The organism is Mesorhizobium sp. C120A (assembly GCF_030323105.1).
Classification (GTDB): Bacteria; Pseudomonadota; Alphaproteobacteria; order Rhizobiales; family Rhizobiaceae; genus Mesorhizobium.
Genome location: NZ_CP100476.1, coordinates 5,138,643 through 5,164,437 on the forward strand (window position 1 = coordinate 5,138,643; position 25,795 = coordinate 5,164,437).

Here is a 25,795-nt window from a genome sequence, read left to right on the forward strand (position 1 = left end):
CGTGTGTCGCTGCTGCAGCTGTTCGAAACTTGAAAGCCGACGTCTGGCTTTTCTGGGACTGCCCGAGGTTCTAGCCGCGTTCCTTCATGAGCCGGCCCTTTTCGCGCGACCAGTCGCGCTGCTTTTCGCTCTCGCGCTTGTCGTGCAGTTTCTTACCGCGGCCGACGGCGAGCAGCAGCTTGGCACGGCCCTGGTCGTTGAAGTAGATTTTCAGCGGCACCAGCGTCATGCCTTCGCGATCGATGCTCTGCGCCAGTTTTGCCATCTCGCGCTTGTTGAGCAGCAGCTTGCGGCGCCGCCTGGGCTCGTGGTTGAAGCGGTTGGCCTGCAGATATTCCGGCAGATAGGAGTTGATCAGCCAGATCTCGCCGCCCTCGACCGAGGCGTAGCTGTCCTGGATGTTGGCCTGACCCTGGCGCAACGACTTGACCTCGGTGCCGGTCAGCACAAGGCCGGCCTCGACCGTGTCGAGCACCTCATAGGAAAACCGCGCCTTGCGGTTTTCCGCAACGGTCTTGTTGTTGGGATCGGCTTTTCTGACCTGGTTCATGATGCGGAGAGGTGGCGCCTCATCCTTAATTTATCAAGCCGGCGTGTTTCATCGCCGCATCGATCTTCTCGGCGGTCGACGCCTCGATGGTCACCAGCGGCGAGCGCACCACGTTCTCGACCTTGCCAATTTTCGACAGCGCGTATTTGACGCCGCACAGGCCGGGCTCGAGGAAGATCGCCTTGTGCAGCGGCAGCAGACGGTCCTGCAATTCCAGCGCCTTGGCGCTGTCACCGGACAGTGTGGCTTCCTGGAATTCGGCGCACAGCCGCGGCGCGACATTCGACGTCACCGAGATGCAGCCGACGCCGCCATGGGCGTTGAAGCCGAGCGCCGAGGCATCCTCCCCTGAAAGCTGGATGAAATCCTTGCCGCAGGTGGCGCGCTGTTCGGACACGCGCTCGACCTTGCCGGTGGCATCCTTGACGCCGACGATGTTCTGGAAGTCGTGCGCCAGCCTGCCCATCGTCTCCGGCATCATGTCGATCACCGAGCGCGGCGGGATGTTGTAGATGATGATCGGCAGCTTGGTCGCCCTGGCGACAGCGGCGAAATGCTCGTACAAGCCGCGCTGTGTTGGCTTGTTGTAGTAAGGCGTGACCACCAGAGCGGCATCGGCGCCCGCCTGCTCGGCATATTGCACCAGACCGACCGCTTCCGCGGTGTTGTTGGAGCCGGCGCCGGCGACGACCGGAGCGCGGCCCTTGGCCACATCGATGCAGACCTTGACGACATGGCGATGCTCGTCATGCGACAGCGTCGGCGACTCACCGGTGGTGCCGACCGGGACGAGGCCCGTCGTGCCCTCGCCAAGTTGCCATTCGACGAAAGCGCGAAAGGCTTTCTCGTCGAAACGTCCGCTCTTTTCGAACGGCGTCACGAGCGCAGTAAGCGAGCCTCTCAGCATGTCGTCCAACTCCTTGGGACTTGTTTGTTTATGCATGTCGTCGTCCCAAAACCGGTTCCCACTTTTGGGCGACTGCATCGGGCGCCTTCTAGCCGAAAGCGAAGCCGCGCACCATAGTCTCGACACTGTTGCGCGGCAACCATGCCGATGGTGCCAGCAAGCGCAATTCGAACGGCCTGGATAACCCTTTGTTTACGGGCTCTTCACGACCTAAGTCTAGGCTCTCGGGCACCTGGGCTTGCCATCTAAAGTGCCGCAACAGGGAAAGATCAGGATCATGCCGGCCAGTCGGCCACTCCGCTTCATATTGCTTGGCGCCGTTGCCCTGCTGATAGTGGGGACGGCGGCAAACGAGAGCGTCGACGAGCAGACGACCTCATCGATCCCGATGCCTGACATGCAAGACAGAGCGCAGACCGATGCGCCCTCCGCCAGTATCGTCGTGCTGAAAAGCGGTCTCGACGCATTGGCCACCGGCGATATCGCCGCGGCACGAGCGGTGCGCGAAACATTGCCGGCCAATTCGCTGGACCGTCATATCCTGGCCTGGGCGATCGCGCTCTATGGCGGCGACCGTGTGCCGAGCAGCGAGATTGCCGATACCGCAAAGATGCTGCCGAACTGGCCGGGCACCATGGCCTTGCGCAAGAACAGCGAGCGCGCGCTCTACCGCGAAAACCCCTCGCCGCAGACCGTGGTGAAAGCCTTTGACGGCAGCCAGCCGCTGACCTTTCAAGGCGTGGTCATCCTTGCCCGTTCTTATGTAGCTCTTGGCAACACCAAGGCTGCGCTTTCCGTGCTGTCGCCATTCTGGCGCACCGAGAAGCTGGAAGCCAGGGACGAGGCGGCCGTCAGCAAGGAGTTTGGCGCCATCATTCCGGCTGCCGACCATCGTTTCCGCATGGAACGGATGTTTTATGCCGACCGGGAGAATTCGGCACTGCGGGTCGCAGCCCTTGCCGGCGCGCAACCGCTGGCCGATGCCTGGGCCGCCGCCTCGCGTGGCGACAAGAACGCGGCCAAGCTGTTGAACGCGGTGCCTGCCGCGCAGCAATCGGCCGGCTATTTCTTCGCGCAAGCCGAATATCTGCGCAAGCAGCGGAAGTTTGCGGACGCCGCCGCGGTGATGATGAAAGCGCCAACGAACCGCGACGCGCTGGTCGATCCCGATGCCTGGTGGGTCGAGCGCCGCGTGCTGTCGCGCGCACTGGTCGACCAGGGCGACTGGAAGACCGCCTACAAGATCGTTGCCGCGCATGCCGCCGAAAGCCTCGCCAGCGCCGCCGAGGCCGAATTCCACGCCGGCTGGTATGCGCTGCGCGGCCTCAACGATCCTGCGACGGCCTCGACCCATTTTGCCCGCATCGCCGATCTCGCGCAGGGACCGATGTCGCTGTCACGCGCCTATTACTGGCTTGGCCGCGCGGCGGAAGTCGGCGGTCCCGGCAATGCGAAGGATTATTTCACCAAGGCGGCAGCCTATGGCACCACTTTCTACGGGCAGTTGGCGGCGGAACGGGTTGGCTTGCGCACGCTGAACATCGCCTATCCCGAGCGAAGCACTGCCGACCGCCAAAGCTTTGACGGCCGCGAAGCGGTCAGCGCCATCAAGCGGCTGCAGGAGGCGGGCTACGACCGCTATGCCGAGACGCTCTACCGCGATCTCGCCGGGCAGTTGACCAGTCCCGGCGAGCTGGCGCTGCTTGCGGTGCTGGCGGAAAAGCAGGGCAATCATTTCATGGCGCTGAAGATCGGCAAGATCGCCGGCGCGCGCGGCATCGACGTCGGCGCGCTGTCGCATCCGCTGGGCGTCATTCCCGACACCGCCGACATTTCCGGCTCCGGCAAGGCGCTGGCCTATGCGATCGCTCGCCAGGAAAGCGAATTCAATGTCGGCGCCGTCTCCAGCGCCGGCGCGCGCGGCCTGCTGCAGCTGATGCCGGGCACCGCCAAGCAATTGGCGAAGAAGGCAGGACTGAGCTTTTCCCAGGATCGGCTGACCAGCGATGCCGGCTACAATGCGACGTTGGGGGCTGCCTTCCTCGGCGAGCAGCTCGACCGCTTCGGCGGCTCCTATGTGCTGACCTTCGCCGGCTACAATGCCGGCCCCAACCGCGCCAGCCAATGGGTAGCCAAGTACGGCGACCCGCGCGGCAAGGGCATCGACGCCGTCGTCGACTGGATCGAGCGGATTCCCTACACCGAAACAAGAAGTTACGTGCAGCGCGTGATGGAGAATTACGAGGTCTACAAGATGCGTATTTCGGGGAAGTACGACATCGTTGGGGATTTGGTGAACGGGCGGGGTTGAGGCGGCAGAGCTGTCGCCATGGGCAGACGTTGGCGATCCTTCGCGCCCCCCTCTGGCCTGCCGGCCATCTCCCCCACGAGTGGGGAGATCAGCTGTCATTGCCGATTTCGCCAATCTCCAACGTCGAAGGAAGGGCGTAGCGCCTGAACCGCCAATCTCCCCCCTCGTGGGGGAGATGTCCGGCAGGACAGAGGGGGCGCTGTCCCTCCGACATTTCCAAGAGTGTCAGCTTGCCGACAACCCTCGATTTGACCGCTCCCACCCTCGCCTGTAGCAGACGGAGACAATCCGGCCAGGGAGTCCTTTCAATATGTCGAGCACCGACGGCTTTTCCGATTTCTTCTACACAGCGCCGGACGGCCTCAGACTTCACGCTCGCATCTACGGTGAGACAAACTCGGGAAACTGGCCGGTGGTCTGCCTGCCCGGCCTGACCCGCAACGCGCGCGACTTTCATGAGTTGGCGCTTTATCTGTCGCAGCGGGCCGACAATCCGCGCAAGGTCATCGCCTTCGACTACCGTGGCCGCGGCCAGTCCGCTTACGACCCTGATATCGGCCACTACACTATCGGCATCGAGGCCGGCGATGTCCTCGACGGGCTGGCTGCCCTGGACGTCGAGGAAGCGGCCTTTATCGGCACATCGCGTGGCGGACTGATCATCCACGTGCTCGGCGCGCTGCGGCCAGCCATACTGAAAGCCATAGTGCTGAACGACATCGGACCCGTGATCGAGGCCGCGGGGCTGGCCCATATCCAAACCTATCTCGACCCGGCACCGAAACCGAAGAGCCGCCATGAGGCGATCGATGCGCAACGCGTCGCGCACGGCGCGGATTTTCCCGCTCTGACCGCGGCGGATTGGGAGCGGATGGTGTCGGCCCTCTACCGCGAGACGGACGAAGGCCTCCTGTTGCCGGATTTCGACCCCCAACTGGTCGAGACGGTGGCGGGCCTCGACCTCAGCAAGCCGTTGCCGGATCTGTGGCCGCAGTTCGAGGCGCTGGCGGCGATACCTTTGCTTGCCATTCGCGGCGCCAACTCGAAACTCCTGTCGGCCGACACACTCGACGAGATGCAAAAGCGTCATTCCGGCATGGAAGCGATCACCGTCGAGGGCCAGGGCCATGCGCCCTTCCTGGAGACAGGCAATCTGCCGGGCGCCATCGCGGCTTTCCTGGATGAAGCGGAATGTTTGGATCGGATAAGTAAACCCCAAGATCAAATCTGATCCTGGGGTTGTCGTGGCAGTATATGAAAGCCTTTGGTAACTATTTGGCTTTCGAGCTTTTCCGGGGCGCCTTGGGTGCCTTCGCCGCTGCCGCTTTGCTTTTTTGAGCAGGCGCTGGCACTGAGGCCGTGGTCAGCGGCGATGCGAAGGCCGAGCTTTTTCCGTCGCCGGACAGCCCTTCGCCGCGGGGCGTTTCCAGCACGACGACGCAGCCGTCGAGATCGTTGGTGGCCAGATGCGCATAGCGCATGGTCATCGAAAGCGTCTGGTGGCCAAGCCACATCTGTACGCGCCGGATGTCGATGCCGCCCTGGACAAGACGCGAGGCACAGGTGTGACGCAAGATGTGCGGAACCACCTGGTCGTCGGCGCCGAGACCGACTTCGGCCTTGGCATCGTTCCAGATGGCGCGAAACTGTGCCTGGCTGAGTTTGGTGAACGGACCCTTGGGCCGGCGGCCCTCTGACGGGGGCAGTTTGATGACCTCCTTGACCCGCTCGGTCATCGGGATGGTGCGGCTGCGGCCGGATTTGGTGATCCAGAACGAGACGCGATGTTCCTGGATGTCGTTCCAGATCAGTCCGAGCGCTTCGCCAAGGCGGCAACCGCTGTCGACGAGAAAGACCGAGAGACGGTAGGCATCCTCGCTGCGGGTCCTGATGGCGGCGAACAGCCTTGCTTCTTCGTCCCTTTCGAGGAAACGAATCCGTCCCGCCCGCTCCTTCTGGCGGCGGAACTCGGGCAGGCTGTGGATATCCCCCATCTTGTAAGCCTTGCGCAGCAGTTTGCTGAGGGCAGCCATCTTTCGATTGATGGTTGCGTTGCTGTTGCCGCGCTGGCGCAAGGTGCCGATAAGATTGTCCAGGGTGCTCTGGTCAAAGGCGCTGAACCGTTCTCCGAGGAGAATCTCGTCTATTTCGCCGATGAAGGAGCTGACATTGTATTTATGCCGCCCATCATCCCAGAGTATGTCTCGGTATGCTGAAAAAAGCTCTCCGACCCGGTGCGACTTTACTTCTCTGATCTTGTTGTAGCTGTATTTTATCTTCGCATTTTGAGAAGAGAACATTGAGAAATGTTCGGAGGGGTCACCCTCTTGTATCGCGTCGATGGTCATAAATTGCCACACCCCCGAGTGGATAGAGTCAGACCTACCCGCTTGGAAGCGTCCTTTCAAGAGATTTAATCACGCAGTTGTGAATTCATCCGCCCATCAGCGGATCCCACGAACTCACCCTACGGACTGTTCAGCTGCCGATTCCCCCTGTTCCTTCTGCTTGCCTTGTTCCAGTCACGAAACAAAAACAGCCCGGGCGTAGATGCGCCCGGGCTGAATTTCACCTGTATAAACCCAGCCCTTAGAACGAGCGCTGGAAGCGGAGCATGCCGCCGATGGCGTCGTCATCGCGGGCATCGGTCCAATCGGAGTCGCCAACGTTGATGTAGTCGACTTCGGCCGTGACCGTGAAGCCGGGAACGACGTCGTAGGCGATGTTCGCCGCGGCGCCGAAGTTCTTGTCTTCGTCATACGAAAGCTGGACGTTGAACGAGGTCTTCTCGTTGATGGTGTAGGTGCCACCACCCCAGACTGCCCAGTTGCCGCCCCACTGCTTGTAGAAGCCGCGGCCGCCGGCCGGGATTGCCCAGGTCGGATCCGACAGGTTGTCGTCGGTGCCATAGCCGCCAATGATGAACAGCGACAGGTTCTGCATCGGGGTGACGTCCAAACGCACCTTGCCGGCGACTTCTTCGTAGTTGCTGTCGTAAGCAATCACGCCGGTGATGGCGCCCCAGCCCTGTGTGTACTTCAGACCGCCGACGACATGCGGAACATAGCTGTCGATGGTGCCGACGACGCCAGAGCCTTCTTCGAGCGAGAGGACGGCGGAGAAGCCGTTGCCCGCATCGAAGTAGTACTGGATGACGTTGGTGTCGAAGCCGCCGTAGGGGACCAGCGTATCCTGGATGACGTTGCCGGCATAGCCGATGAACGTATTGAAGGCCGATTCGTCTTTACCGACGCGCAGGCCACCGAGCTGGATCCAGGCGAAGTTCAGCGAAACGCTCTTCATGCCGGCCGGATTGCTATCGAAAGCGGTTTCATCGACGAGGGGGGTGTTCGGATCATCAGCGATGTTGGTGGCGTACCGATTGTTGTTGCCGAAGTTGAAGCGGGTCTCGGTGTAGGTCTTCAAGGTTCCGAGTTCGGTTTCCTGGCCGGTCCAGGTCTTGAAGGTGGCGCGGGCATTCTTGTACCAGGTGTCCTGCGCGTCACCATCTTCGTGGTCGAGCGACTCCGCACCCGTGAATGCGCCGACGTCGCCGGCGCCGATATCGTAGCGGACATAGCCGCCGATGCGCAGGCAGGTTTCGGTGCCGGGAATGTAGAAGTAGCCCGAGCCGTAAACGTCGCAAATCTTGACGTATTCAGCCGGTTCCGGCTCGGCGACGACGACGGCGTCGGCGGCGCGCGCACCGGAAACTGCGATCAGGGCCGCAGCGGAGCCGAGGAGAAGGCTCTTAATGTTCATTTTCTGACCTCCAGTCAAAAGTTAAAAAACGGGTCTGGGTATTCTTTGCTGAAGGACAGCGTTCCCTGCCCCATCCCCACTACCGAAAAAGATGCGCACCGCGCCGCTCCTTCGAAATCGACATTACCCATGAGGCGGCGGCGTTCAACCACGATCGTACCGGCGAAAGGGCTATGCGGGCGCTATCCCCATGCGTTGTTGCACAAATGACACGATTTGGCCTCAGTCAGAAAGCTCTCATTAACTATCGAAGGGCCCGCAAGCCTTATCCAGCGCCGCGCAATGCGGCCGAATCCGGCGATGGCCGGCCAGAATTGCGGCCATGTCGCCGACTCGCCAGCCAGGGAACTGCCGTAGAATCGCCGCATGCAAAAGGCGCCGCTGCGGCCGAATGCGGATTTTTCAACGATTATCGCGCCGGCTTGTTGATTGTGCCGGCGCTTTTCTCTATCCAGCGGCGCAACGGAGAGGTGGCCGAGTGGTCGAAGGCGCTCCCCTGCTAAGGGAGTAGAGGTCAAAAGCTTCTCGTGGGTTCGAATCCCATCCTCTCCGCCATCCTGCTTCGCTCTTCGAGCTTCGCAGGACAAGCCCAACCCTCAGCGCGAAGCAGGATGGCGGAGAGGATGCCCTCCGAAGCCTTGGCGTAGAAGGGCCGGACCGTGTGGTGTGCTACGTGCCGCACAGCGTACGCCCAGACAATCCCTTGCAAAATTCGATTGGCAGTCCTGCTTCGCTCTTCGAGCTTCGCAGGACAAGCCCACCTCAGCGCGAAGCAGGATGGCGGAGAGGATGCCCTCCGACGCCCAGCAAGGGAGAGCAGCTCATGTGGTATGTGTATCTTCTGGGGAGTGCGGCTGCCGAACGCGAACGCTATATCGGCATAACGACGGACCTGAAACGACGGCTTGTCGAGCACAATGCGGGGAAATCCAGCCATACATCCAAGTTTCTGCCGTGGCGGATCGTCACCTATATGGCCTTTTCGAACCAGGGCAAGGCAGCTTCATTCGAGCGCTATCTCAAATCCGGTTCAGGGCATGCTTCCGCAAACAAGCGCCTGTGGTGATGGCCGCATCACCCGCAGCAAAGTTCCATTTTCAATAGACCTCAACAATAACAACTGATTACAGCGAAAACGCCTGTCGCCGGCTTCACTGTCTTGTTCGATTCTGACTGGAGGTCAGAAAATGAACATTAAGAGCCTTCTCCTCGGCTCCGCTGCGGCCCTGATCGCAGTTTCCGGTGCGCGCGCCGCCGACGCCGTCGTCGTCGCCGAGCCGGAACCGGCTGAATACGTCAAGATTTGCGACGTCTACGGCGCCGGCTACTTCTACATTCCCGGCACCGAAACCTGCCTGCGCATCGGCGGCTATGTCCGTTACGACATCGGTGCCGGCGACGTGGGTTCGTTCGATGGTGCGAGGTCCTTCGACCATAAGGATGGCGACGAGCAGGATACCTTCTACAAGAACGCCCGTTTCACGCTGAAGACCTGGACCGGCCAGGAAACCGAACTCGGCACCTTGAAGACCTACACCGAGACCCGCTTCAACTTCGGCAACCGCAACGGCTACCCCTCGGCAGACGATCCGACGACCGAAGCAGACGAGTTCAACTCCAACCCTGCCGGCAACAAGAACGTTTCGCTGAACTTCGCCTGGATCCAGCTCGGTGGCCTGCGCGTCGGTAAGGACGAATCGGCCTTCGACACGTTCATCGGCTACGCCGGCAACGTCCTCCAGGATACGCTCGTTCCCTACGGCGATTTCGATACCAACGTCGTCCAGTACTACTTCGATGCGGGCAACGGCTTCTCGGCCGTGGTCTCTCTCGAAGAAGGCTCCGGAACCGTTGGCACCATCGACAGCTACGTTCCGCATGTCGTCGGCGGCGTGAAGTACACGCAGGGCTGGGGCGCCATCACCGGCGTCGTCGCTTATGACAGCAACTACGAAGAAGTCGCCGGCAAAGTTCGTTTGGATATCACCCCGATGCAGAACCTGTCGCTCTTCATCATGGGCGGCTACGGCACCGACGACAATTTGACGGACTCGAGCTATGCGATCGACGCCGGCGGCCGCGGCTTCTACAAGCAGTGGGGCGGCAACTGGGCTTTCTGGGGTGGTGGCACCTACACCATCAACGAGAAGACCTCGTTCAATGCCCAGGTCTCGTATGACGAATGGAAGAATCTCGGTGTTGCCGCCAACATCGCCTACGACGTTGTTCCCGGCTTCACGGTCACGGCCGAAGTCGACTACCTCAATGCAGGCAAGTTCGACGACGCCAATTTCTCCAACTTCACCAACGCCGACAAGAAGAGCAGCATCGGCGGTCTCCTCCGCTTCCAGCGCTCGTTCTAAGACGCTCAGCCTGGCTGAAAATCGAACCCGGCGGGCAACCGCCGGGTTTTCTTTTTGAAGCGCCCGTCGCCATTGGCTGCAGTGCTGGCCTTCAAAAGGGTTGCCGCCTACCGGCGGTCAGGTCGTAGAGCGTGGCCACCCGCGCCGATTTCATCACGGGCGTGATGGCCACTATTTCCAGCCGCGCCAGAACTTGCGCCGTCCTATTGGGCACGCTAGCAAGAAGGCCCATCTTCTCGTGAGCCTTTGCCATGCGCCAGCGCCCTGCCCTCACGCCGCTTGTCGGCGCGCTTCCCTCGACGGTGCCGTTTGTCGGACCGGAAGCGCAGGAGCGCGAGCGCGGACGTGCTTTTCGCGCCCGCATCGGCGCCAATGAAAGCAGCTTCGGGCCTTCGCCGCGCGTTATCGCCCGTATGGAGCGCGTCGCGCGTGACCAGTGGATGTATTGCGATCCCGACAATTACGATCTGAAGCAGGCTGCGGCCCGCCATCTCGGCGTCGGCGCCGAAAACGTCATGGTCGGCGAAGGCATAGACGGGCTGCTCAGCCTGGTGGCGCGCATGTATGTCGCGCCCGGCGACGCAGTGGTCACCTCGCTCGGCGCCTATCCGACCTTCAACTTCCACATTGCCGGCGTCGGCGGCCGGCTGGTCACGGTGCCTTACGAGAACGACAAGGAAAGCCTGGACGGCCTGCTCAAGGCAGTCATCAAGGAGAAGGCGCCGCTGGTCTATCTCTCCAATCCGGACAATCCGATGGGCAGCTGGTGGGAAGCAGGAGATATCACCCGCTTCGTCGAAGCGTTGCCGGAAACCACCATGCTGGTGCTCGACGAGGCCTATGGCGAATTGGGGCCGGCCTCGGCGCTGCCGCCGATCGATGTCGCGCGATCCAATGTCATCCGCATGCGCACCTTCTCCAAGGCATACGGGCTGGCCGGCATACGCTGCGGCTATGCGGTGGCGGAAGCCGAGGTGATCCGTGACTTCGAGAAGATCCGCAACCATTACGGCGTCAGCCGCATGGCGCAGATCGCCGGCGTCGAGGCGCTGGCCGACCAGGACTGGCTGCACACCGTGGTGGCGCGAGTCGCTGCCGGCCGCACACGTATAGCCGGGATTGCGGAGACGAACGGGCTGAAGCCGCTGCCATCGGCGACCAATTTCGTCACCATCGACTGCGGCCAGGACGGCGCCTTCGCGCTGAAAGTGCTGCAAAACCTTTTGTCGCGCGACGTTTTCATCCGCAAGCCGATGGCGCCAAGGCTCGAACGTTGCATCCGGGTCAGCGTCGGCCTCGATCATGAACTCGACATCTTTGCCGAGGAACTGCCCGGCGCACTCGCCGCGGCGCGGGGAAACTAGCGCCGCCGATTGCCATCGCAACAGAGCCTGCCGAGGCCGCCAAGGCCAAAACAGAATCAGCCGCGACCCCGACTCCGTCGATCCAGCAGCAATCCGAAGTCAAGCCTGTTGCTTTCGTCCGATTCCGCGCCAGTTTCTGTGCATGGGAGGCAACGATGGATGACCGGCAAAGGGCAGTGCAGGCGCGTGTGCATGGCAAGGTGCAAGGCGTCGGCTACCGGATGTGGGCGCGACGCGAAGCGACAGGGCTTGGCCTCGTAGGTTGGGTACGCAATGAACGAGACGGCACGGTGACGGCCTCGATTGCCGGTGCCGATGCTGCGGTTTCCACAATGATCGAACGGCTCCGGCAAGGGCCAAGGGGAGCTTCGGTTTCGAGGGTCGAGATCGAAGAATTCGAACTCCTCGACGCGCCCATCGACTTTCGGATCATTGTCTAGACGGAACCACTTTATTGCCGCTTGAATTAATTGAACGTTCGTTTTATTACTAAATACCGGGAGACTATCATGGCACGCACAACGGGATCCGACGGCGAAAAAACTGAAGCGGCCGTCCGCGAGGCAGCGGTCAGCCTGATCGCCCGCTTCGGCTATGAGGCGACGTCGATGCGGCAGCTTGCCGCCGAGGTCGGCGTCCAGGCGGCCGCGCTCTACCGCTATTTTCCGACCAAGGAAGACCTGCTGTTCACGCTGATGCGCGAACATATGGAAGGGCTGATCGAAGCGTGGGACGCCGCACGCCCCGACGCAGCCGATCCGGCAACGCGGCTTGCCGCCTATGTCGAAAACCACATCGCTTTCCACATCGAGCGCCGCCACTCCACCCATGTCTCGAACATGGAATTGCGCAGCCTGTCGCATGACCGGCTGACGCAGATCCTTCGCATGCGCACCGCCTATGAGAAGGAGTTGCGCGCCATCCTGCGCGACGGCGCGGAGGCCGGCGCCTTCAGTGTCGATGACACCGGGCTCACTGCCATGGCCCTGGTCCAGATGATGACCGGCGTCATCGTCTGGTTCCGGCCGGGCGAGCGGCTGTCGATGGCTGAAGTCACGGCGACATATCTTTCAATGACAATGCGCCTGGTTGGCGCGAAGATCGACGGCAAGACTTACAGCGCCGCGCGTCCCTTCGGACGCGCAAAGGACGCTGTAGCATTTTGATTTCGCGCATGATCCTTTCCGGAAATCAAAGTTGATTTTCGGGGTCATGCGGCAGGAGGAACGGCATGTACACGAACACACTCAGCTTCGGGCATGACGAAGACATCGAGGCGCTGCGCGATCTGGTGCGCCGCTTTGCCCAGGAGAAAATAGCGCCGATCGCTGCCGAGATCGACCGCAGCAATCAATTCCCCACGCATCTGTGGAAAGAGCTCGGCGCGCTCGGCCTTCTCGGCATCACCGCCGATCCCGATTTCGGCGGCAGCGGCATGGGCTATCTTGCCCACGTCATTGCGGTGGAAGAGATTTCGCGCGCCTCGGGCTCGGTTGGTCTCTCCTACGGCGCCCATTCGAACCTCTGCGTCAACCAGATCAACCGCTGGGCGACGCCGGCTCAGAAGGAGAAATTCCTGCCGGCATTGTGCTCGGGCGAAAGGGCAGGTGCGCTGGCCATGTCGGAATCAGGCGCCGGCTCCGACGTCGTCTCGCTCAAGCTGCGCGCCGAAAAGCGCAACGACCGCTATGTGCTCAACGGCTCGAAAATGTGGATCACCAACGGCCCCGATGCCGAAACGCTGGTGGTCTACGCCAAGACCGATCCCGAGCGGAAATCGCGCGGCATCACCGCCTTCATCGTCGAAAAGACGATGGCCGGCTTCTCGGCATCGCCAAAGCTCGACAAGCTCGGCATGCGCGGCTCCAACACCGGCGAACTGGTGTTCGACAATGTCGAGGTGCCCTATGACAATGTGCTGCATGAGGAGGGCCGCGGCGTCGAGGTCCTGATGTCGGGCCTCGACTACGAACGCACCGTGCTCGCCGGCGGACCGCTCGGGCTCATGGCGGCCTGTCTCGACGTGGCGATCCCCTATGTGCATGAGCGCAAGCAGTTCGGCCAGCCGATCGGCGAGTTCCAGCTCGTGCAGGGCAAACTTGCCGACATGTATTCGACGATGAACGCCGCGCGCGCTTACGTTTATGCTGTCGCGGCTGCCTGCGATCGCGGCCAGACGACACGCAAGGATGCCGCTGGCTGCGTGCTGTTTGCCGCCGAAAAAGCGACGCTGATGGCGCTCGACGCCATCCAGCTGCTTGGCGGCAACGGCTATACCAACGAGTATCCGACCGGCCGGCTGTTGCGCGACGCCAAGCTCTACGAGATCGGCGCCGGCACCAGCGAGATCCGCCGCTGGCTGATCGGGCGCGAGATCATGGCGGAAGGGGTTTAGTGCCTGCCAAGATGGCAGGCTGTTGTTTTGCGGGTATCGAGAGACAAGTAGGGCGATAGATGGTTACGTCATCGGGGCATCCAGTCACAAGGCGGGGGATATTTGCGATGGCTTTGTTTTCCACAATCGCTGGCTTTCTCGGGCGCGCGAAGGCTCAGAAGCGTCGCTTTTCTAATATGGCGGAATTCAGAGAGCTCGTAATTGCCGAACTCAAACGGCAGCCGGGTGTCGATAGCGCTGTCGCAGACCCATCGGATCCTGCAAAAATCGGTGCAAAACTCGATGGCGCAGACGTGACGGCAGACGTCACAAACGTGTTCGGGCACTTGAACTCATACCCCGACGAAGACGCCGATGCGGCCATACGCAGGCTTGTCCGAGGCCTCGCCGAAATACGACCTAGGGCGAGTGAAGAAAGTCTGATCGCGGTGATACGGACCCAGCAGTATGTCGAGCACCTCAAATTGATGGGTTTGGATTTATTGTGCGAACCGCTGGTTGGTGAAATTGCGGTCGTATACATGGCCGACCTTCCCGATACAGTCTCACCTGTTGCTCCGAAGGACTTCCCCGGCCGGGCGCTTTCGGATTTGCGCGATGTCGCACTAGGCAATGTGAAGAAATGGCTGCCGAAAATTGTCTCCGACGGCCAGATTGGCACATTTTATCTCTATTACGTCGACGGCAATACGATGCTCTCCACGAGCCTTGTGCTGCTCGACGAGTTCTGGCTGTCGATCAAAGCACAGTTTCCCGGCGATGTTTTATTTGCGCTGCCGCGCCGGGATCAATTGTTCATCTTCGACGCGAGCAATCCGCAGGCCCAAAGCGCGGCCAGACAGATGATCGACGTCACGTTCGAGGATGACTTCAATCTGCTATCCGATAAAATTTTCGAACGCCGCAACGGCAAACTCCTAGCCCAGATGTAGAGCTCGAAATGGCCGTACTCCAGACCCAGATCTCGCCCTCCTCCGAGACCTTCCGCGCCAATGCCGAGCGCATGCGGGCGCTGGTTGCCGACATTGCGGACAAGGCGGCAAGCGTCGAGCGCGGTGGCTCGGAGGAGGCGCGCGAGCGTCATGTTTCGCGCGGCAAGCTGTTGCCGCGCGAGCGGCTGGCGCAGTTGCTCGACACCGGCTCGCCTTTCCTCGAGATCGGCCAGTTCGCGGCATGGTCCATGTATGGCGAGGAGATTTCCTCGGCCGGCCTCATCGCCGGCGTCGGCCGTGTCGAAGGCACCGAGGTGATGGTCGTGGTCAACGACGCCACGGTGAAGGGCGGCACCTATTATCCGCTCACGGTGAAGAAGCATTTGCGCGCACAGGAGATCGCGCTGCAAAACAATCTGCCTTGCGTCTATCTGGTCGACAGCGGCGGCGCCAACCTGCCTAATCAGGACGAGGTGTTTCCCGATCGCGAGCATTTCGGCCGCATCTTCTACAACCAGGCCAACATGTCGGCGGCCGGCATTCCGCAGATCGCCTGCGTCATGGGCTCATGTACTGCGGGCGGCGCCTATGTGCCGGCAATGTCGGACGAGACGATCATGGTGCGCAACCAGGCGACCATTTTTCTCGGCGGCCCGCCTCTGGTGAAGGCGGCTACGGGTGAAGATGTCAGCGCCGAGGAGCTTGGCGGCGCCGACGTGCACACCAGGCTGTCCGGTGTCGCCGACCACTATGCGCTGGACGACGAACATGCGCTGGCCATCTGCCGGCGCATCGTCAAAAATCTCAACCGGCGCAAGACTGTAAGCCTGACCTTACAGAAACCCATGCCGCCGCTTCATGACGCGCAGGAACTCTACGGCATCGTGCCGACGGATCTGCGCCAGCCCTATGATGTGCGCGAGGTGATCGCGCGCGTCGTCGACGGCTCCGAGTTCGACGAGTTCAAGCAGAATTACGGCACCACGCTGGTCACCGGCTTTGCCCATCTTGAGGGCATGCCGGTCGGCATCATCGCCAACAATGGCGTGCTGTTTTCCGAAAGTGCTGTGAAGGGCGCGCATTTCATCGAACTGTGCTGCCAGCGCAAGATCCCGCTGATGTTCCTGCAGAACATCACCGGCTTCATGGTCGGGCGAAAATACGAGGCCGGCGGCATCGCCAAGGACGGCGCCAAGCTGGTGATGGCGGTCGCCACCGCCAAGGTGCCGAAGGTGACGATGATCATCGGCGGGTCGTTCGGCGCCGGCAATTACGGCATGTGCGGACGCGCCTACTCGCCGCGGTTCCTGTGGATGTGGCCGAACGCGCGCATTTCGGTGATGGGCGGCGAACAGGCGGCGACCGTGCTGGCGGTGGTCAAGCGCGAGGGCATCGAGCGCAAGGGCGGTGAGTGGAGCGCGGACGAGGAAGCGAAATTCAAGAAGCCGATCCTGATGAAATACGAGCATGAGGGCCACCCGCTCTACTCCTCGGCGCGGCTGTGGGACGACGGCATCATCGACCCGGCGAAAACGCGCGAGGTGCTGGCGCTCAGCCTGTCGGCCGCGCTCAACGCCGACATCGAGGAAACGAAGTTCGGCGTGTTCAGGATGTAGGATGAGCAAGTTCGGCGAACGGATACATGTCCACACCGGCGACATCACCAGGCTTGCGGTCGATGCCATCGTCAACGCCGCCAATTCCTCGCTGCTGGGCGGCGGCGGCGTCGACGGCGCCATTCACCGCGCCGCCGGCCCGGAGCTCGAATTCGAATGCCGGATGCTGAACGGCTGCAATGTCGGCGAAGCAAAGCTTACCAAGGGCTATCACCTGCCGGCACGTTACATCATCCACACGGTCGGACCTGTCTGGCAAGGCGGCGGCAAAGGCGAAGCCGGACTGCTCGCCTCCTGCTATATCCGATCGCTCGAAATCGCCGCCGCCAGGGATTGCCGGACCGTGGCATTTCGGGCGATCTCCACCGGCATGTACCGCTACCGAAAATGAGGCGACGCAGATCGCCGTTGGCATCGCAGGTACCTTCGTCGGACAGAACTCAACGCCCGAAACAGTTATTTTCTGCTGCTTCGACGAGCCAATAGCTCAACTATACCGACAAGCCGTTGCTGCCATTGGAGGATGCTAGTCTGCATGGATAAGATGGTTCCTCCACCTACGCAAAAGCAATTTTCGGTGAGCAGGCTGGCGGCACTGGAGAATAGACGCTATTGTTCATCCCACATTGGGCAACGGGGATGGGGTAAAGATGAAGCCGAAATATTCGGGAAAAACGACTGCGTCGGTACTTGCAGTCTTGCTTATATTTGCGGTACCCGGCGTTGGCGCCGCGGCATCGCTGGCGGGAAGCAAAGGCGACATCCATTTCTATCCGTATTTGCCGAAAAGCCCGAAAGACCAGTGCACCATGGCTTACAACGCCTATGTGGCCGCCGGCGGCCATTCGGCCTATGCGACCACGCCCTATGCCCGGATCCGTTCGTTGTACATCATCTGCGGCTCGGGCTTGAATGCACCGTCACAGAAGGCTGCCGAAGAACGGGCGATGAAATCCTGCGAGTCCGCCCGCAGCCACTACAAGGTCATTACAGGGGCTGGCTGCGAAGTTGCGGCATCGAAGTAGGCCGACAAGCATCGGCTTGGGCATTTTTCAAATGGGCGGGGCAAGATGAAATCGACACGCATCAAACGAATTACTGTATCGATGCTTGCCGGCCTGCTCGTATTTACGGCACCCGGTATCGGGGCGGCTGGATCGCTGGCGGGCAGCAAGGGAGACACCCGATTCTGGCCTCCGTTGTAACTGAATCCAAAGGAGCCCTGCACGAAGTCGTACAACGCCTATGTCGCGGCGAGTGGCCACTCGGCCTACGCGACCACATTCTACTCGCGCGTCGACGATCTTTACATCATCTGCGGTGCGCGGCTGAACGCGCCATCTCAGAAGGCCGCGGAAGAGTTGGCGTTGCGAAGCTGTCAGGTTGGCCTGAAAAAGTGGAAGGTTCAGACCGCGAGCGGCGGCTGCAAAATCGCGGCTTCGAAATAGGCTCATTCCTGCCAGACCGGCGCCGCCCGAGACAAACCCGGGAGGCTCCATGTTCGCCAAGATCCTGATCGCCAATCGCGGCGAGATCGCCTGCCGGGTGATACGCACGGCCAGGAAGATGGGGGTGCGCACCGTTGCCGTCTATTCCGACGCGGACGCCAAGGCTCTGCATGTCGAAATGGCCGACGAGGCGGTGCATATCGGCGCTTCGCCCGTCGGTGAAAGCTATCTGCGCGGCGACAGGATTGTTGCGGCGGCGCTGGCGACCGGCGCCGAAGCAATTCACCCCGGCTATGGCTTCCTCTCGGAAAACCCCGATTTCGTCGACCAGGTGGTGGCGGCAGGGCTCACCTTCATCGGCCCGTCGGCCGCCTCGATCCGCGCCATGGGGCTGAAGGACGCGGCCAAGCGGCTGATGGAAAAGGCCGGCGTGCCGGTGGTGCCGGGCTATCATGGCGAGGCGCAGGAGATCGTGCTGCTGGCGTCCAAGGCGCGTGAGATCGGCTATCCCGTTCTGATCAAGGCGCGGGCCGGCGGTGGCGGCAAGGGCATGCGCCGGGTCGAACATCCCGACGATTTCTCCGAGGCGCTGTCGGGCGCACGGCGCGAGGCCAAGGCCGCGTTCGGCGACGACCGCGTGCTGGTCGAAAAATATGTCGACAAGCCGCGCCACATCGAGGTCCAGGTATTCGGCGACAATTTTGGCAATGCCGTGCATCTCTACGAGCGCGACTGCTCGGCGCAGCGCCGCCACCAGAAGGTGATCGAGGAAGCGCCGGCGCCCGGCATGACGCCGGCGCTGCGCGAGGCGATGACGGAAGCGGCGGTCAAGGCCGCCAAGGCGATCAGCTATTCCGGCGCCGGCACCATCGAATTCATCGTCGATGCCTCGCAAGGGCTGAAGGCCGACCGCTTCTGGTTCATGGAAATGAACACCCGCCTGCAGGTCGAGCATCCCGTCACCGAAACGGTCACCGGCACCGACCTCGTCGAGTGGCAGTTGCGGGTAGCCGCCGGCGAAAAGCTGCCGAAGACGCAGAGCGAAATCACGCTTTCCGGCCACGCCTTCGAGGCGCGCATCTATGCCGAGGACGCGGCGAAAGGGTTTCTGCCGGCGACCGGCACGCTGCATCACCTGGCGTTTCCCGACAACGCGCCCGAAGGCGCCAGCATGCGCATCGAGACCGGCGTGCGGGCCGGCGATGCGATCTCGCCCTTCTACGATCCGATGATCGCCAAGCTGGTCGTCCACGCCAAGGACAGGCAGGCGGCACTCGATGCGCTCGGGACTGCGTTGTCGCAGACCGAGATTGCCGGCTCGACCGTCAACACCGCCTTTCTCGCGGCACTTGCCGCGAACACCGATTTTTCGGCCGGCGACGTCGATACCGGCCTGATCGGCAGGCATCAGGAAGCGCTGACCGCGGTCGCCCCGCCGCGCAGCGAGATCGTTGCCGCGGCGGCCCTTGCCGCGGCGGGCGCCGGTGCCTTGCCGCCGTCGAACGATCCGTGGTCGTCGCTTGCCGGCTATGCGCATTTCCACAGCATTGCGCGCCGCACGCGCCTGCGCCATGGCGAGGACGATATACTGGCGCGTGTTTCAGTGCGGCCGGACGGGCGCTTCGAGGTGGCGCTGGACGCGCCCTATGACAGCGTCAATTCGCATGATCTTCGCGCCGCCCCTCGCCTTGCCCGCTGGCCAGGCCACGTCACCGTGTTCGAAGGCGCGGTCGGCTACAGTTTCCTCGTCCCGGATCCGCTGGCGCGCACCGACGAGGCGGCCGCCGCTTCCGGCAGCCTGCGCGCGCCGATGCCAGGCGTGGTCAAGCTGGTGCGCGCGGCAAAGGGCGAAAGGGTGATCAAGGGCCAGCCGCTACTGATCCTGGAAGCGATGAAGATGGAGCACACGATCGCGGCCAGCCATGACGGCGTGATCGCGGAAATCGCCACCGAGGGCGAGCAGGTCACCGACGGAACGGTGCTGGTGCGCTTCGTTGAAGAGGCTTCATAGCCGGCTGGAGGCTTGAATGAAAAATGGCCGGGACAAGCCCGGCCATTGCCATGAGTACGCGGCCGCTTACTGCGCGATCGGTGCGTATTTGCCGTCGTGCCACTGGTTGATGTCGTAGCTGGCGTTCTTCAGATCGCCCTTCTCGTCGAAGGTCACGTCGCCGACCACGGTGCTGAACGGCGTGCCGTTCTTCAGCGCTTCGGCTACCTTGACCGGATCGTCCGTTCCGGCGCGCTTGACGCCCTCTGCAAACGCCTGAACGACGGCGTAGGAGAACAGCGTAAAGCCTTCCGGCACGAAGCCGCCCGCCTTGATCTTGGCGATGGCCTCCTTGGCTTCCGGCTTGGCCTGCGGGTCCGACGGGAAGACGAACAGGGTGCCTTCACCGGCGGGGCCGGCGACCTGCCAGAATTCTGGCGAGGCGATCGAATCCGGCATGATCAGCTGGAACTTGACGCTCTGCTCGGCCGACTGACGCAGGATAAGCCCGGCTTCCGGGTGATAGCCGCCGAAATAGACAACGTCGGCCTTGAGGTCCTTCAGCTTGGTGACGAGAGCCGAATAATCCTTCTCGCCGGCATTGATGCCTTCATAGTCGATCTCCTTGAGGCCACCGGCATTCATCGTCGCCTTCACGGCATCGGCAACGCCCTGACCGTAGGCGCTCTTGTCATGCAGGATAACGACATTCTTGCCGGCATATTTCTTGGCGATCCACGGGCCAATGAAGGCGCCCTGCGCATCGTCACGCGTATAGAGACGCATGATCGTCGGCCAGCCGGCCTTGGCGGCGGCATCGGTCAGCTCGGGATTTGAAGAGGCCGGGCTCATCATCAGCGCGCCGGCCTCGGCGTAGACGGCGGAAGCCGGGATGCTCGAACCTGAACAGGCATGGCCGTCAATAAACTTGACGCTGTTGGCAACGATCCGGTTGGCCACCGAAACCGCCTGCTTGGGATCGCACTGGTCGTCCTCGATGTCGAGCTTGATCATCGAGCCGTTGACACCGCCGGCGGCGTTGATCGCGTCGGCGGCTGCCGTTGCGCCCTGCTTGAACTGGTCGCCGATCGTGGCGAGCTGTCCGGTCATCGGGCCGACCACCGAAATGGTGATGTCATCGGCAAAGGCAACCGGCGCGCTCATCATCAGGCCAAATACGGCCGCGCTCAAAATACCCATTTTTTTCATGGTGATAGAACTCCTCCCACACTCGCGCAGCCGCTCTGGCCGCGCTTCTTTCCGAAGGCGGGACAATTTCATCCTTCATTGGGCCTGTCTAGGCGCATCGGCGCCGCTCGATTGGGCCTCATCAACGCAAAAAGCCACGCCAGCCTGTTCCGGCCGGTCGTGGCTTTTTGCTCGTAGCAGTCCCCATGCGCCCCCGCGCCACGAAAACCTGCCCGCCGTCCCCATTGTGCACGACTGGACCGTGCCGGCCTGCCGCGTTCTTGTTCTTTCATGGTCGGCCGTCTTGTCGCGGCCTTGTCGTTTCACCGGTTCCGACCGTCTTTGCGGTCTTGATCCCGGGGCTTCCCTGTTTTCGATAATCTGCCTGCGATAATCTGCTCGCGATCTCAGTGCATCGTCATCCATTCGCGGGCTTCGCGCAGCGCCTTGGCGATCTCGACCTTGGACATTGCGGCCGACAGTTCCGAGCGCAGTTCCGCGGCGCGGACCGAGCCCTTGATGGCGGCGATGTTGAACCATTTGTGGGCGGCAACGACATCGGTCTCGCAATCGCGGCCGGTCGCATACATCATGCCCAGTTCGAAAAGAATGTCGGCCTGGGCAGTTGCCCCCATGGCGCCGAAGCCGGCTTCAAGCATTTCAAAACGTGCCATTTTAGTCCCCTGTCTGGCTCCCGAGAGCGAGGCTCTTCTGTCCCCCGGTGTTCCCTGGGGAGCCGCTCTTTCGATGCTTCCGAGAATGAGGCCGAGCCTTGAATCCGTCGTTAAATGGCGTGCTTAATTTGGAGAAAACAAAGCTAAAACAAGAGGTAAACGCGGAAATTCGTTAAGGATACAAAGTCCGCAATCCCGCCGTTTCTCGACCGATTTGACGAAAATTTGCAAGGCGCCGATCAACACTCTGCTAACCACGCGAACCAAAGCCAACGCCTCGATCGTTTCATTTCCACGGGCTGCACTCTCCCGACCCTGCATGAAAATTGCGAAACCTTCCGTCGCGGTACGCTTTTGTTTTGCCAGGAGCTGGATTAGCTTACGTTTGCGTAAGGGGCAGAGAGGCGGCTGCCCCATCTAAACCAGGGAGGACAGATATGTTTCGCAAAGTGAGCTTGGCCCTGGCGGCCGCCGTGATGATGGCTGGTGCGGCTTGGGCCGATCCGATCGAAGGCAATTGGAAGACACAAGCCGGCGACACAGCAGTTATCGGCGGCAGCGGTTCATTCTCCATCACCCTGAAGACCGGCAAATATGCCGGGAAGACCATCGGTTCGCTCAAGGCGGCCGGGGCCAACAAATATGCCGGCAACATCACCGATCCGGCAAACGACAAGACCTATTCGGGCAAGGCAACACTGTCGGGCACCTCGCTCAAAATGAGCGGCTGCGTGCTCGGCGGGCTGATCTGCAAGAGCCAGACCTGGCACAAGCTCTGATCTTGCTGCTTTGAGTTGACCAACGGGGCCTTCACAGGCCCCGTTTTCTTTTGCAGGACGGTCCGCGCCATAGCGACGACCGTGCCGTTTGCGGCGGCGCAAACCCGAACCGACGCTCTCTCTAAGACCTCGTCAATCACTTTGAACCGCAGATGAACGTCGGCATCAGCGCCGGTTCAGTCGCATCAGGGCATTTTGATGGCGTGTTCAAGGAGACACTACGCAAATGCTCGCTCGCCGCTTCACCATCGTCTGCCTGTTGATGAGCCTGTTCGGGATGCTCTTCGCCATCCTCGTGGCCGAAGCCGGCCGCCCGGCCCGTTCCTGGGATGCAGCCAGTTCCTGCCAATTCGATTGCATGAACCATTTTCGCCCCTGAGACGACAAAGACATAGATCCAAACAGAAAAGCAAAAGCCATGAACCGCATCGCCATCAACGCCCTCCAGACCCTTCGGCTCCTGCCGCGGGCGGCGCTCGTTCTGGTCGTGCTGTCGGCGCCGGTCCTGGCCATGCCGATGATGCGGGCCAATGCCGACGCGACGATCGACGCGCCGGCGACGAAGAAGCATGGCGTCGGCTTTGTCTTGCTGGTCAGTCTGCAGCGCGGGTAAGGTGTGCCGGTATTAAGGTGATGCCGGCCTGCAAGTGGCGGCCTTTGGTGCTCACATACTTCGAGTACGCTCCGCTCCGGTTCTCGAAGCCAACCAGTTTGGTCGCTTCGCGCCCGTCCTCGACTCCGGCTCAGCCTTACCTGAATCTCAGCACACCTTGGGCGTGGACGAATAAATCGACCACTTGGCGGCCATCCTCCCCTCCCAAGTGCGGCCTCAAGTCTCTATATTGAGCCATGGAAAAGCGAATCTACCCACAAGCTATCGAATCGGTCGTCATGCCGGAGCCTTTCGGCAAGCAGAGCTTCGACGACGCCAAAAAGGCCGTGGCCGCCTTGCAGGTGCTCTACGACCGCAACACCAAGTTTCTGCGCGACTCCTTTGCCACGCTCGCCGCCGGCGGCGACGAAAGCAAGCGCTACCGCGCCTTCTACCCGGAGATCGGCGTCACCACCAATTCGTTCACCCAGATCGACTCGCGCCAGGCTTACGGCCACATGCCGACCCCCGGGCATTTCTCGACCACCATCACCCAGCCGGTGCTGTTCGAACGCTATCTCGTAGAGCAGCTTCGCCTGATCATGCGCAATCACGGCGTGCCGGTAACGGTTTCGGAATCGACCACGCCGATCCCGCTGCATTTCGCGTTCCTTGAAGGAACCCATGTCGATGGCGCCGCCGCCGACCGCATCAAACGGCCGATCCGCGACCTGTTCGACGTGCCGGATCTTGACGGCACCGACGACCAGATCGCCAACGGCACCTTCGAGGTCGCGTTCGGCGAACCAAGGCCGCTGGCGCCGTTCACGGCGCAGCGCATCGACTATTCGCTGCACCGCATGACGCACTACACGGCGACCAGCCCGCAGCATTTCCAGAACTTCGTGCTGTTCACCAACTACCAGTTCTACATCGACGAGTTCGTCGCCCGCGCGCGGGCCCAGATGGCTGAAGGCGGCCACGGCTATACCGAATTCGTCGAACCGGGCAATGTCATCACCAAGGCAGGGCAAAACGCACCCAGCGAAGGCGTGGCGGCGCCGCGCCTGCCTCAGATGCCAGCCTATCATCTGAAGAAGCCGAACCATGGCGGCATCACCATGGTCAACATCGGCGTCGGCCCGTCCAACGCCAAGACGATCACCGACCATGTCGCGGTGCTGCGGCCACATGCATGGCTGATGCTCGGCCATTGCGCCGGCCTGCGCAACACTCAGGCGCTGGGCGACTATGTGCTGGCGCATGCCTATGTCCGGGAAGACCATGTGCTGGACGATGACCTGCCGGTGTGGGTGCCGATACCGCCGCTGGCCGAGATCCAAGTGGCGCTGCAGGAGGCGGTCGCCGAAGTCACCGGACTTTCCGGCTACGATCTCAAGCGCATCATGCGCACCGGCACCGTCGCCACCATCGACAACCGCAACTGGGAACTGCGCGACCAGCGCGGACCGGTGCAGCGGCTGTCGCAGTCGCGCGCCATCGCGCTCGATATGGAATCGGCCACGATCGCCGCCAATGGCTTCCGCTTCCGCGTGCCCTACGGCACGCTGCTTTGCGTCTCCGACAAGCCGCTGCATGGCGAGTTGAAGCTGCCCGGCATGGCGACCGAATTCTACAAGCGGCAAGTGGCGCAGCATCTGACCATCGGCATCAAGGCGATGGAGAAGCTGGCGGAAATGCCGATGGAACGGTTGCATTCGCGCAAGCTGAGAAGCTTTTCGGAGACGGCCTTTCAGTAGACCGGCTTGCCGTAAATGTTTGCCGCGAGGCGTTTCGTCATCTTGATTGGGCCGCATTTCAGCCGATAAAGGCCTGATACCTCGGCAATGTATTACCCGGTCTATGGGCAAAACCCGGTCTGATGGCACGCGTGCGAAAGATGATGGCTTCAATGGCGTTCCTGGCAATGCTCGGCCTCTCGGCCGCGCTTGTAGCCGGGTTCTTTGGCGCACTGCATCCGGCCTTCGATTCCTTCGCCCATTTCCGCATCCATTTTGCCGTGCTGATGGGGCTGATTGCGCTGCCGCTGCTCGCCACCTCGTTTCGCCTGCAGGCGGGCGTGGGCCTGCTGCTGGCCGTGGCCGCCTTCGCCAGCACGTTGAGCACCTTGCCGCGCCTGTGGCCGGTGCAGGCCGCCAATGACGCCGCGCCCGGCAACGAACCGGTCTACCGGCTGCTGCAGATGAACCTGCGTTTCAACAATCCGACACCCAAGAAGGTTCTTTCGCTGATCGCCAGGACCAACCCGGACGTGATCACGCTCGACGAAGTATCGGCCATGTGGGCGACCGAACTCGGCTATATCGAGAACGCCTATCCCTATCGCATCCTGTGCGCCCATCCCGACGGCGTGTGGGGCGTGGCGCTTTTGTCCCGGCGACCCTTTGCGGCCGGCACCGAGCCGCATTGCGAACCGCGCGGCGCGATGGCGGCCGCCACCGTCGATTTCGGCGGCACTCCGGTCGATGTCGCGGCGATCCATTTGAGCTGGCCGTGGCCGAAGGAACAATACTGGCAGATCGGCGAGTTGACCGAGACGCTCACCTCGCTCGGCGAGACGGCGATCATGGCCGGCGACTGCAATGCCGTGCCGTGGAGCGCCGCGGTACGGCGCGTTGCCTCGCTCGGCGGACTGACCGTGATGCCGTCGGCCGGACCGACCTGGATCCACCGGACCCTGCCCGATTTCCTGCGGCGCTATGTGGGCCTGCCGATCGACCAGGTGTTTTCGAAGGGCGGGGTGACCATCCTGTCGTCGACGCAGATGGAAGAGACCGGCTCCGACCATCTGCCGGTGATGGTGGAATTTTCATTGATGCGCGACGAGACCAAGCCGGTCGACGAGGATTCTACCGCGACTGTGTCGCTGACCCAGCCCAGCATGGGCGGCTAGATCGTACGCC

Annotated in this window: 24 protein-coding genes, 1 tRNA gene and 1 pseudogene; 19 read left to right on the plus strand and 7 right to left on the minus strand. The window is 61.8% G+C overall.

Translation table 11 applies throughout. The annotated features are described in order from the left end of the window. Window positions 1-70: 70 nt before the first annotated feature. Both smpB and dapA read right to left on the minus strand, forming a co-directional pair. Window positions 71-550, minus strand: a complete 480-nt coding sequence (gene smpB / locus NL532_RS25295; protein WP_023687280.1) for an SsrA-binding protein SmpB — start codon at window positions 548-550, stop codon at window positions 71-73. Window positions 551-575: 25 nt separating this feature from the next. Continuing rightward, window positions 576-1,457 (minus strand): 4-hydroxy-tetrahydrodipicolinate synthase, encoded by an 882-nt coding sequence (dapA, locus tag NL532_RS25300; protein WP_023829055.1) that lies wholly within the window; start codon window positions 1,455-1,457, stop codon window positions 576-578. Window positions 1,458-1,734: 277 nt separating this feature from the next. Here dapA and NL532_RS25305 point away from each other — a divergent pair, with 277 nt between their 5' ends. Then, window positions 1,735-3,768: a lytic transglycosylase domain-containing protein gene (locus NL532_RS25305; RefSeq protein ID WP_023829056.1), complete on the plus strand. Its 2,034-nt coding sequence runs from the start codon at window positions 1,735-1,737 to the stop codon at window positions 3,766-3,768. A 310-nt stretch (window positions 3,769-4,078) separates the two neighbouring features. Continuing rightward, on the plus strand, window positions 4,079-4,999 hold the full coding sequence (locus NL532_RS25310; RefSeq protein ID WP_023829057.1) for an alpha/beta fold hydrolase: 921 nt from the start codon (window positions 4,079-4,081) through the stop codon (window positions 4,997-4,999). Window positions 5,000-5,039: 40 nt separating this feature from the next. Here NL532_RS25310 and NL532_RS25315 read toward each other — a convergent pair whose 3' ends face one another. Next, the gene (locus tag NL532_RS25315) at window positions 5,040-6,116 is read right to left on the minus strand and encodes a tyrosine-type recombinase/integrase (RefSeq protein WP_023829058.1); all 1,077 of its coding nucleotides are present in this window, start codon (window positions 6,114-6,116) and stop codon (window positions 5,040-5,042) included. 241 nt (window positions 6,117-6,357) lie between these two features. After that, window positions 6,358-7,530 (minus strand): porin, encoded by a 1,173-nt coding sequence (locus tag NL532_RS25320; RefSeq protein WP_286487506.1) that lies wholly within the window; start codon window positions 7,528-7,530, stop codon window positions 6,358-6,360. 464 nt (window positions 7,531-7,994) lie between these two features. On the opposite strand from NL532_RS25320, the gene NL532_RS25325 reads away from it, so the two are divergent. The 3 genes from NL532_RS25325 (at window position 7,995) to NL532_RS25335 (ending at window position 9,893) form a co-directional block, all read left to right on the plus strand. Continuing rightward, window positions 7,995-8,085, plus strand: a tRNA-Ser gene (locus NL532_RS25325). A gap of 268 nt (window positions 8,086-8,353) precedes the next feature. Next, window positions 8,354-8,596 (plus strand): GIY-YIG nuclease family protein, encoded by a 243-nt coding sequence (locus NL532_RS25330; RefSeq protein WP_023829059.1) that lies wholly within the window; start codon window positions 8,354-8,356, stop codon window positions 8,594-8,596. A 121-nt stretch (window positions 8,597-8,717) separates the two neighbouring features. Next, window positions 8,718-9,893 (plus strand): porin, encoded by a 1,176-nt coding sequence (locus NL532_RS25335; RefSeq protein WP_023743754.1) that lies wholly within the window; start codon window positions 8,718-8,720, stop codon window positions 9,891-9,893. Between the two features lie 91 nt (window positions 9,894-9,984). On the opposite strand, the gene NL532_RS25340 is transcribed toward NL532_RS25335, so the two are convergent. Then, window positions 9,985-10,146: a hypothetical protein gene (locus NL532_RS25340; protein WP_023687272.1), complete on the minus strand. Its 162-nt coding sequence runs from the start codon at window positions 10,144-10,146 to the stop codon at window positions 9,985-9,987. Between NL532_RS25340 and NL532_RS25345 the strand changes: the two genes are divergently transcribed. From NL532_RS25345 to NL532_RS25390, 9 genes and pseudogenes are all read left to right on the plus strand, one after another. After that, window positions 10,145-11,257, plus strand: coding sequence for a pyridoxal phosphate-dependent aminotransferase (locus NL532_RS25345; protein ID WP_023692834.1), 1,113 nt, complete (start codon window positions 10,145-10,147; stop codon window positions 11,255-11,257). The genes NL532_RS25340 and NL532_RS25345 overlap by 2 nt on opposite strands. A gap of 155 nt (window positions 11,258-11,412) precedes the next feature. Next, window positions 11,413-11,697: an acylphosphatase gene (locus tag NL532_RS25350; RefSeq protein ID WP_023738560.1), complete on the plus strand. Its 285-nt coding sequence runs from the start codon at window positions 11,413-11,415 to the stop codon at window positions 11,695-11,697. 69 nt (window positions 11,698-11,766) lie between these two features. Continuing rightward, window positions 11,767-12,423: a TetR/AcrR family transcriptional regulator gene (locus NL532_RS25355; RefSeq protein WP_023747474.1), complete on the plus strand. Its 657-nt coding sequence runs from the start codon at window positions 11,767-11,769 to the stop codon at window positions 12,421-12,423. 65 nt (window positions 12,424-12,488) lie between these two features. After that, window positions 12,489-13,652 carry an isovaleryl-CoA dehydrogenase gene (locus NL532_RS25360; protein WP_023692831.1) on the plus strand — a complete coding sequence of 388 codons (1,164 nt, stop codon included), beginning with the start codon at window positions 12,489-12,491 and terminating at the stop codon, window positions 13,650-13,652. A 107-nt stretch (window positions 13,653-13,759) separates the two neighbouring features. Continuing rightward, window positions 13,760-14,584 (plus strand): DUF1444 family protein, encoded by an 825-nt coding sequence (locus NL532_RS25365; RefSeq protein WP_023829060.1) that lies wholly within the window; start codon window positions 13,760-13,762, stop codon window positions 14,582-14,584. An 8-nt stretch (window positions 14,585-14,592) separates the two neighbouring features. Further along, window positions 14,593-16,200, plus strand: coding sequence for a carboxyl transferase domain-containing protein (locus NL532_RS25370; RefSeq protein WP_023829061.1), 1,608 nt, complete (start codon window positions 14,593-14,595; stop codon window positions 16,198-16,200). A gap of 1 nt (window position 16,201) precedes the next feature. Further along, window positions 16,202-16,730, plus strand: a pseudogene (locus NL532_RS25375) (O-acetyl-ADP-ribose deacetylase). A gap of 120 nt (window positions 16,731-16,850) precedes the next feature. Beyond that, complete coding sequence (locus NL532_RS25380; protein WP_023829062.1) at window positions 16,851-17,225, plus strand: hypothetical protein; 375 nt, start codon at window positions 16,851-16,853, stop codon at window positions 17,223-17,225. A gap of 472 nt (window positions 17,226-17,697) precedes the next feature. Next, window positions 17,698-19,659: an acetyl/propionyl/methylcrotonyl-CoA carboxylase subunit alpha gene (locus NL532_RS25390; RefSeq protein ID WP_023829063.1), complete on the plus strand. Its 1,962-nt coding sequence runs from the start codon at window positions 17,698-17,700 to the stop codon at window positions 19,657-19,659. Window positions 19,660-19,725: 66 nt separating this feature from the next. Here the strand turns inward: NL532_RS25390 and NL532_RS25395 are convergent, their stop codons facing one another. Beyond that, a complete protein-coding gene (locus tag NL532_RS25395; RefSeq protein WP_023670204.1) occupies window positions 19,726-20,847 on the minus strand; it encodes an ABC transporter substrate-binding protein in 1,122 nt (373 codons plus the stop codon). A 386-nt stretch (window positions 20,848-21,233) separates the two neighbouring features. After that, complete coding sequence (locus tag NL532_RS25400) at window positions 21,234-21,500, minus strand: SEL1-like repeat protein (RefSeq protein WP_006199745.1); 267 nt, start codon at window positions 21,498-21,500, stop codon at window positions 21,234-21,236. 437 nt (window positions 21,501-21,937) lie between these two features. On the opposite strand from NL532_RS25400, the gene NL532_RS25405 reads away from it, so the two are divergent. From NL532_RS25405 to NL532_RS25425, 5 genes are all read left to right on the plus strand, one after another. Beyond that, complete coding sequence (locus tag NL532_RS25405; protein WP_023687258.1) at window positions 21,938-22,279, plus strand: DUF2147 domain-containing protein; 342 nt, start codon at window positions 21,938-21,940, stop codon at window positions 22,277-22,279. A 226-nt stretch (window positions 22,280-22,505) separates the two neighbouring features. Then, complete coding sequence (locus NL532_RS25410; protein WP_023692826.1) at window positions 22,506-22,658, plus strand: hypothetical protein; 153 nt, start codon at window positions 22,506-22,508, stop codon at window positions 22,656-22,658. Window positions 22,659-22,697: 39 nt separating this feature from the next. Continuing rightward, the gene (locus tag NL532_RS25415) at window positions 22,698-22,892 is read left to right on the plus strand and encodes a hypothetical protein (RefSeq protein ID WP_023821077.1); all 195 of its coding nucleotides are present in this window, start codon (window positions 22,698-22,700) and stop codon (window positions 22,890-22,892) included. A 278-nt stretch (window positions 22,893-23,170) separates the two neighbouring features. Then, window positions 23,171-24,631: an AMP nucleosidase gene (locus NL532_RS25420; protein WP_023731828.1), complete on the plus strand. Its 1,461-nt coding sequence runs from the start codon at window positions 23,171-23,173 to the stop codon at window positions 24,629-24,631. A 152-nt stretch (window positions 24,632-24,783) separates the two neighbouring features. Continuing rightward, a complete protein-coding gene (locus NL532_RS25425; RefSeq protein WP_245262529.1) occupies window positions 24,784-25,785 on the plus strand; it encodes an endonuclease/exonuclease/phosphatase family protein in 1,002 nt (333 codons plus the stop codon). The last annotated feature ends 10 nt before the right edge of the window (window positions 25,786-25,795 follow it).

Excerpts from the sequence above, each read along its gene's own strand:
- smpB (WP_023687280.1), bottom strand. The coding sequence starts at position 550 with ATGAACCAGGTCAGAAAAGCCGATCCCAACAACAAGACCGTTGCGGAA.
- dapA (WP_023829055.1), bottom strand. The coding sequence starts at position 1,457 with ATGCTGAGAGGCTCGCTTACTGCGCTCGTGACGCCGTTCGAAAAGAGC.
- NL532_RS25305 (WP_023829056.1), top strand. The coding sequence starts at position 1,735 with ATGCCGGCCAGTCGGCCACTCCGCTTCATATTGCTTGGCGCCGTTGCC.
- NL532_RS25310 (WP_023829057.1), top strand. The coding sequence starts at position 4,079 with ATGTCGAGCACCGACGGCTTTTCCGATTTCTTCTACACAGCGCCGGAC.
- NL532_RS25315 (WP_023829058.1), bottom strand. The coding sequence starts at position 6,116 with ATGACCATCGACGCGATACAAGAGGGTGACCCCTCCGAACATTTCTCA.
- NL532_RS25320 (WP_286487506.1), bottom strand. The coding sequence starts at position 7,530 with ATGAACATTAAGAGCCTTCTCCTCGGCTCCGCTGCGGCCCTGATCGCA.
- NL532_RS25330 (WP_023829059.1), top strand. The coding sequence starts at position 8,354 with ATGTGGTATGTGTATCTTCTGGGGAGTGCGGCTGCCGAACGCGAACGC.
- NL532_RS25335 (WP_023743754.1), top strand. The coding sequence starts at position 8,718 with ATGAACATTAAGAGCCTTCTCCTCGGCTCCGCTGCGGCCCTGATCGCA.
- NL532_RS25345 (WP_023692834.1), top strand. The coding sequence starts at position 10,145 with ATGCGCCAGCGCCCTGCCCTCACGCCGCTTGTCGGCGCGCTTCCCTCG.
- NL532_RS25340 (WP_023687272.1), bottom strand. The coding sequence starts at position 10,146 with ATGGCAAAGGCTCACGAGAAGATGGGCCTTCTTGCTAGCGTGCCCAAT.
- NL532_RS25350 (WP_023738560.1), top strand. The coding sequence starts at position 11,413 with ATGGATGACCGGCAAAGGGCAGTGCAGGCGCGTGTGCATGGCAAGGTG.
- NL532_RS25355 (WP_023747474.1), top strand. The coding sequence starts at position 11,767 with ATGGCACGCACAACGGGATCCGACGGCGAAAAAACTGAAGCGGCCGTC.
- NL532_RS25360 (WP_023692831.1), top strand. The coding sequence starts at position 12,489 with ATGTACACGAACACACTCAGCTTCGGGCATGACGAAGACATCGAGGCG.
- NL532_RS25365 (WP_023829060.1), top strand. The coding sequence starts at position 13,760 with ATGGCTTTGTTTTCCACAATCGCTGGCTTTCTCGGGCGCGCGAAGGCT.
- NL532_RS25370 (WP_023829061.1), top strand. The coding sequence starts at position 14,593 with ATGGCCGTACTCCAGACCCAGATCTCGCCCTCCTCCGAGACCTTCCGC.
- NL532_RS25380 (WP_023829062.1), top strand. The coding sequence starts at position 16,851 with ATGAAGCCGAAATATTCGGGAAAAACGACTGCGTCGGTACTTGCAGTC.
- NL532_RS25390 (WP_023829063.1), top strand. The coding sequence starts at position 17,698 with ATGTTCGCCAAGATCCTGATCGCCAATCGCGGCGAGATCGCCTGCCGG.
- NL532_RS25395 (WP_023670204.1), bottom strand. The coding sequence starts at position 20,847 with ATGAAAAAAATGGGTATTTTGAGCGCGGCCGTATTTGGCCTGATGATG.
- NL532_RS25400 (WP_006199745.1), bottom strand. The coding sequence starts at position 21,500 with ATGGCACGTTTTGAAATGCTTGAAGCCGGCTTCGGCGCCATGGGGGCA.
- NL532_RS25405 (WP_023687258.1), top strand. The coding sequence starts at position 21,938 with ATGTTTCGCAAAGTGAGCTTGGCCCTGGCGGCCGCCGTGATGATGGCT.
- NL532_RS25410 (WP_023692826.1), top strand. The coding sequence starts at position 22,506 with ATGCTCGCTCGCCGCTTCACCATCGTCTGCCTGTTGATGAGCCTGTTC.
- NL532_RS25415 (WP_023821077.1), top strand. The coding sequence starts at position 22,698 with ATGAACCGCATCGCCATCAACGCCCTCCAGACCCTTCGGCTCCTGCCG.
- NL532_RS25420 (WP_023731828.1), top strand. The coding sequence starts at position 23,171 with ATGCCGGAGCCTTTCGGCAAGCAGAGCTTCGACGACGCCAAAAAGGCC.
- NL532_RS25425 (WP_245262529.1), top strand. The coding sequence starts at position 24,784 with ATGGCGTTCCTGGCAATGCTCGGCCTCTCGGCCGCGCTTGTAGCCGGG.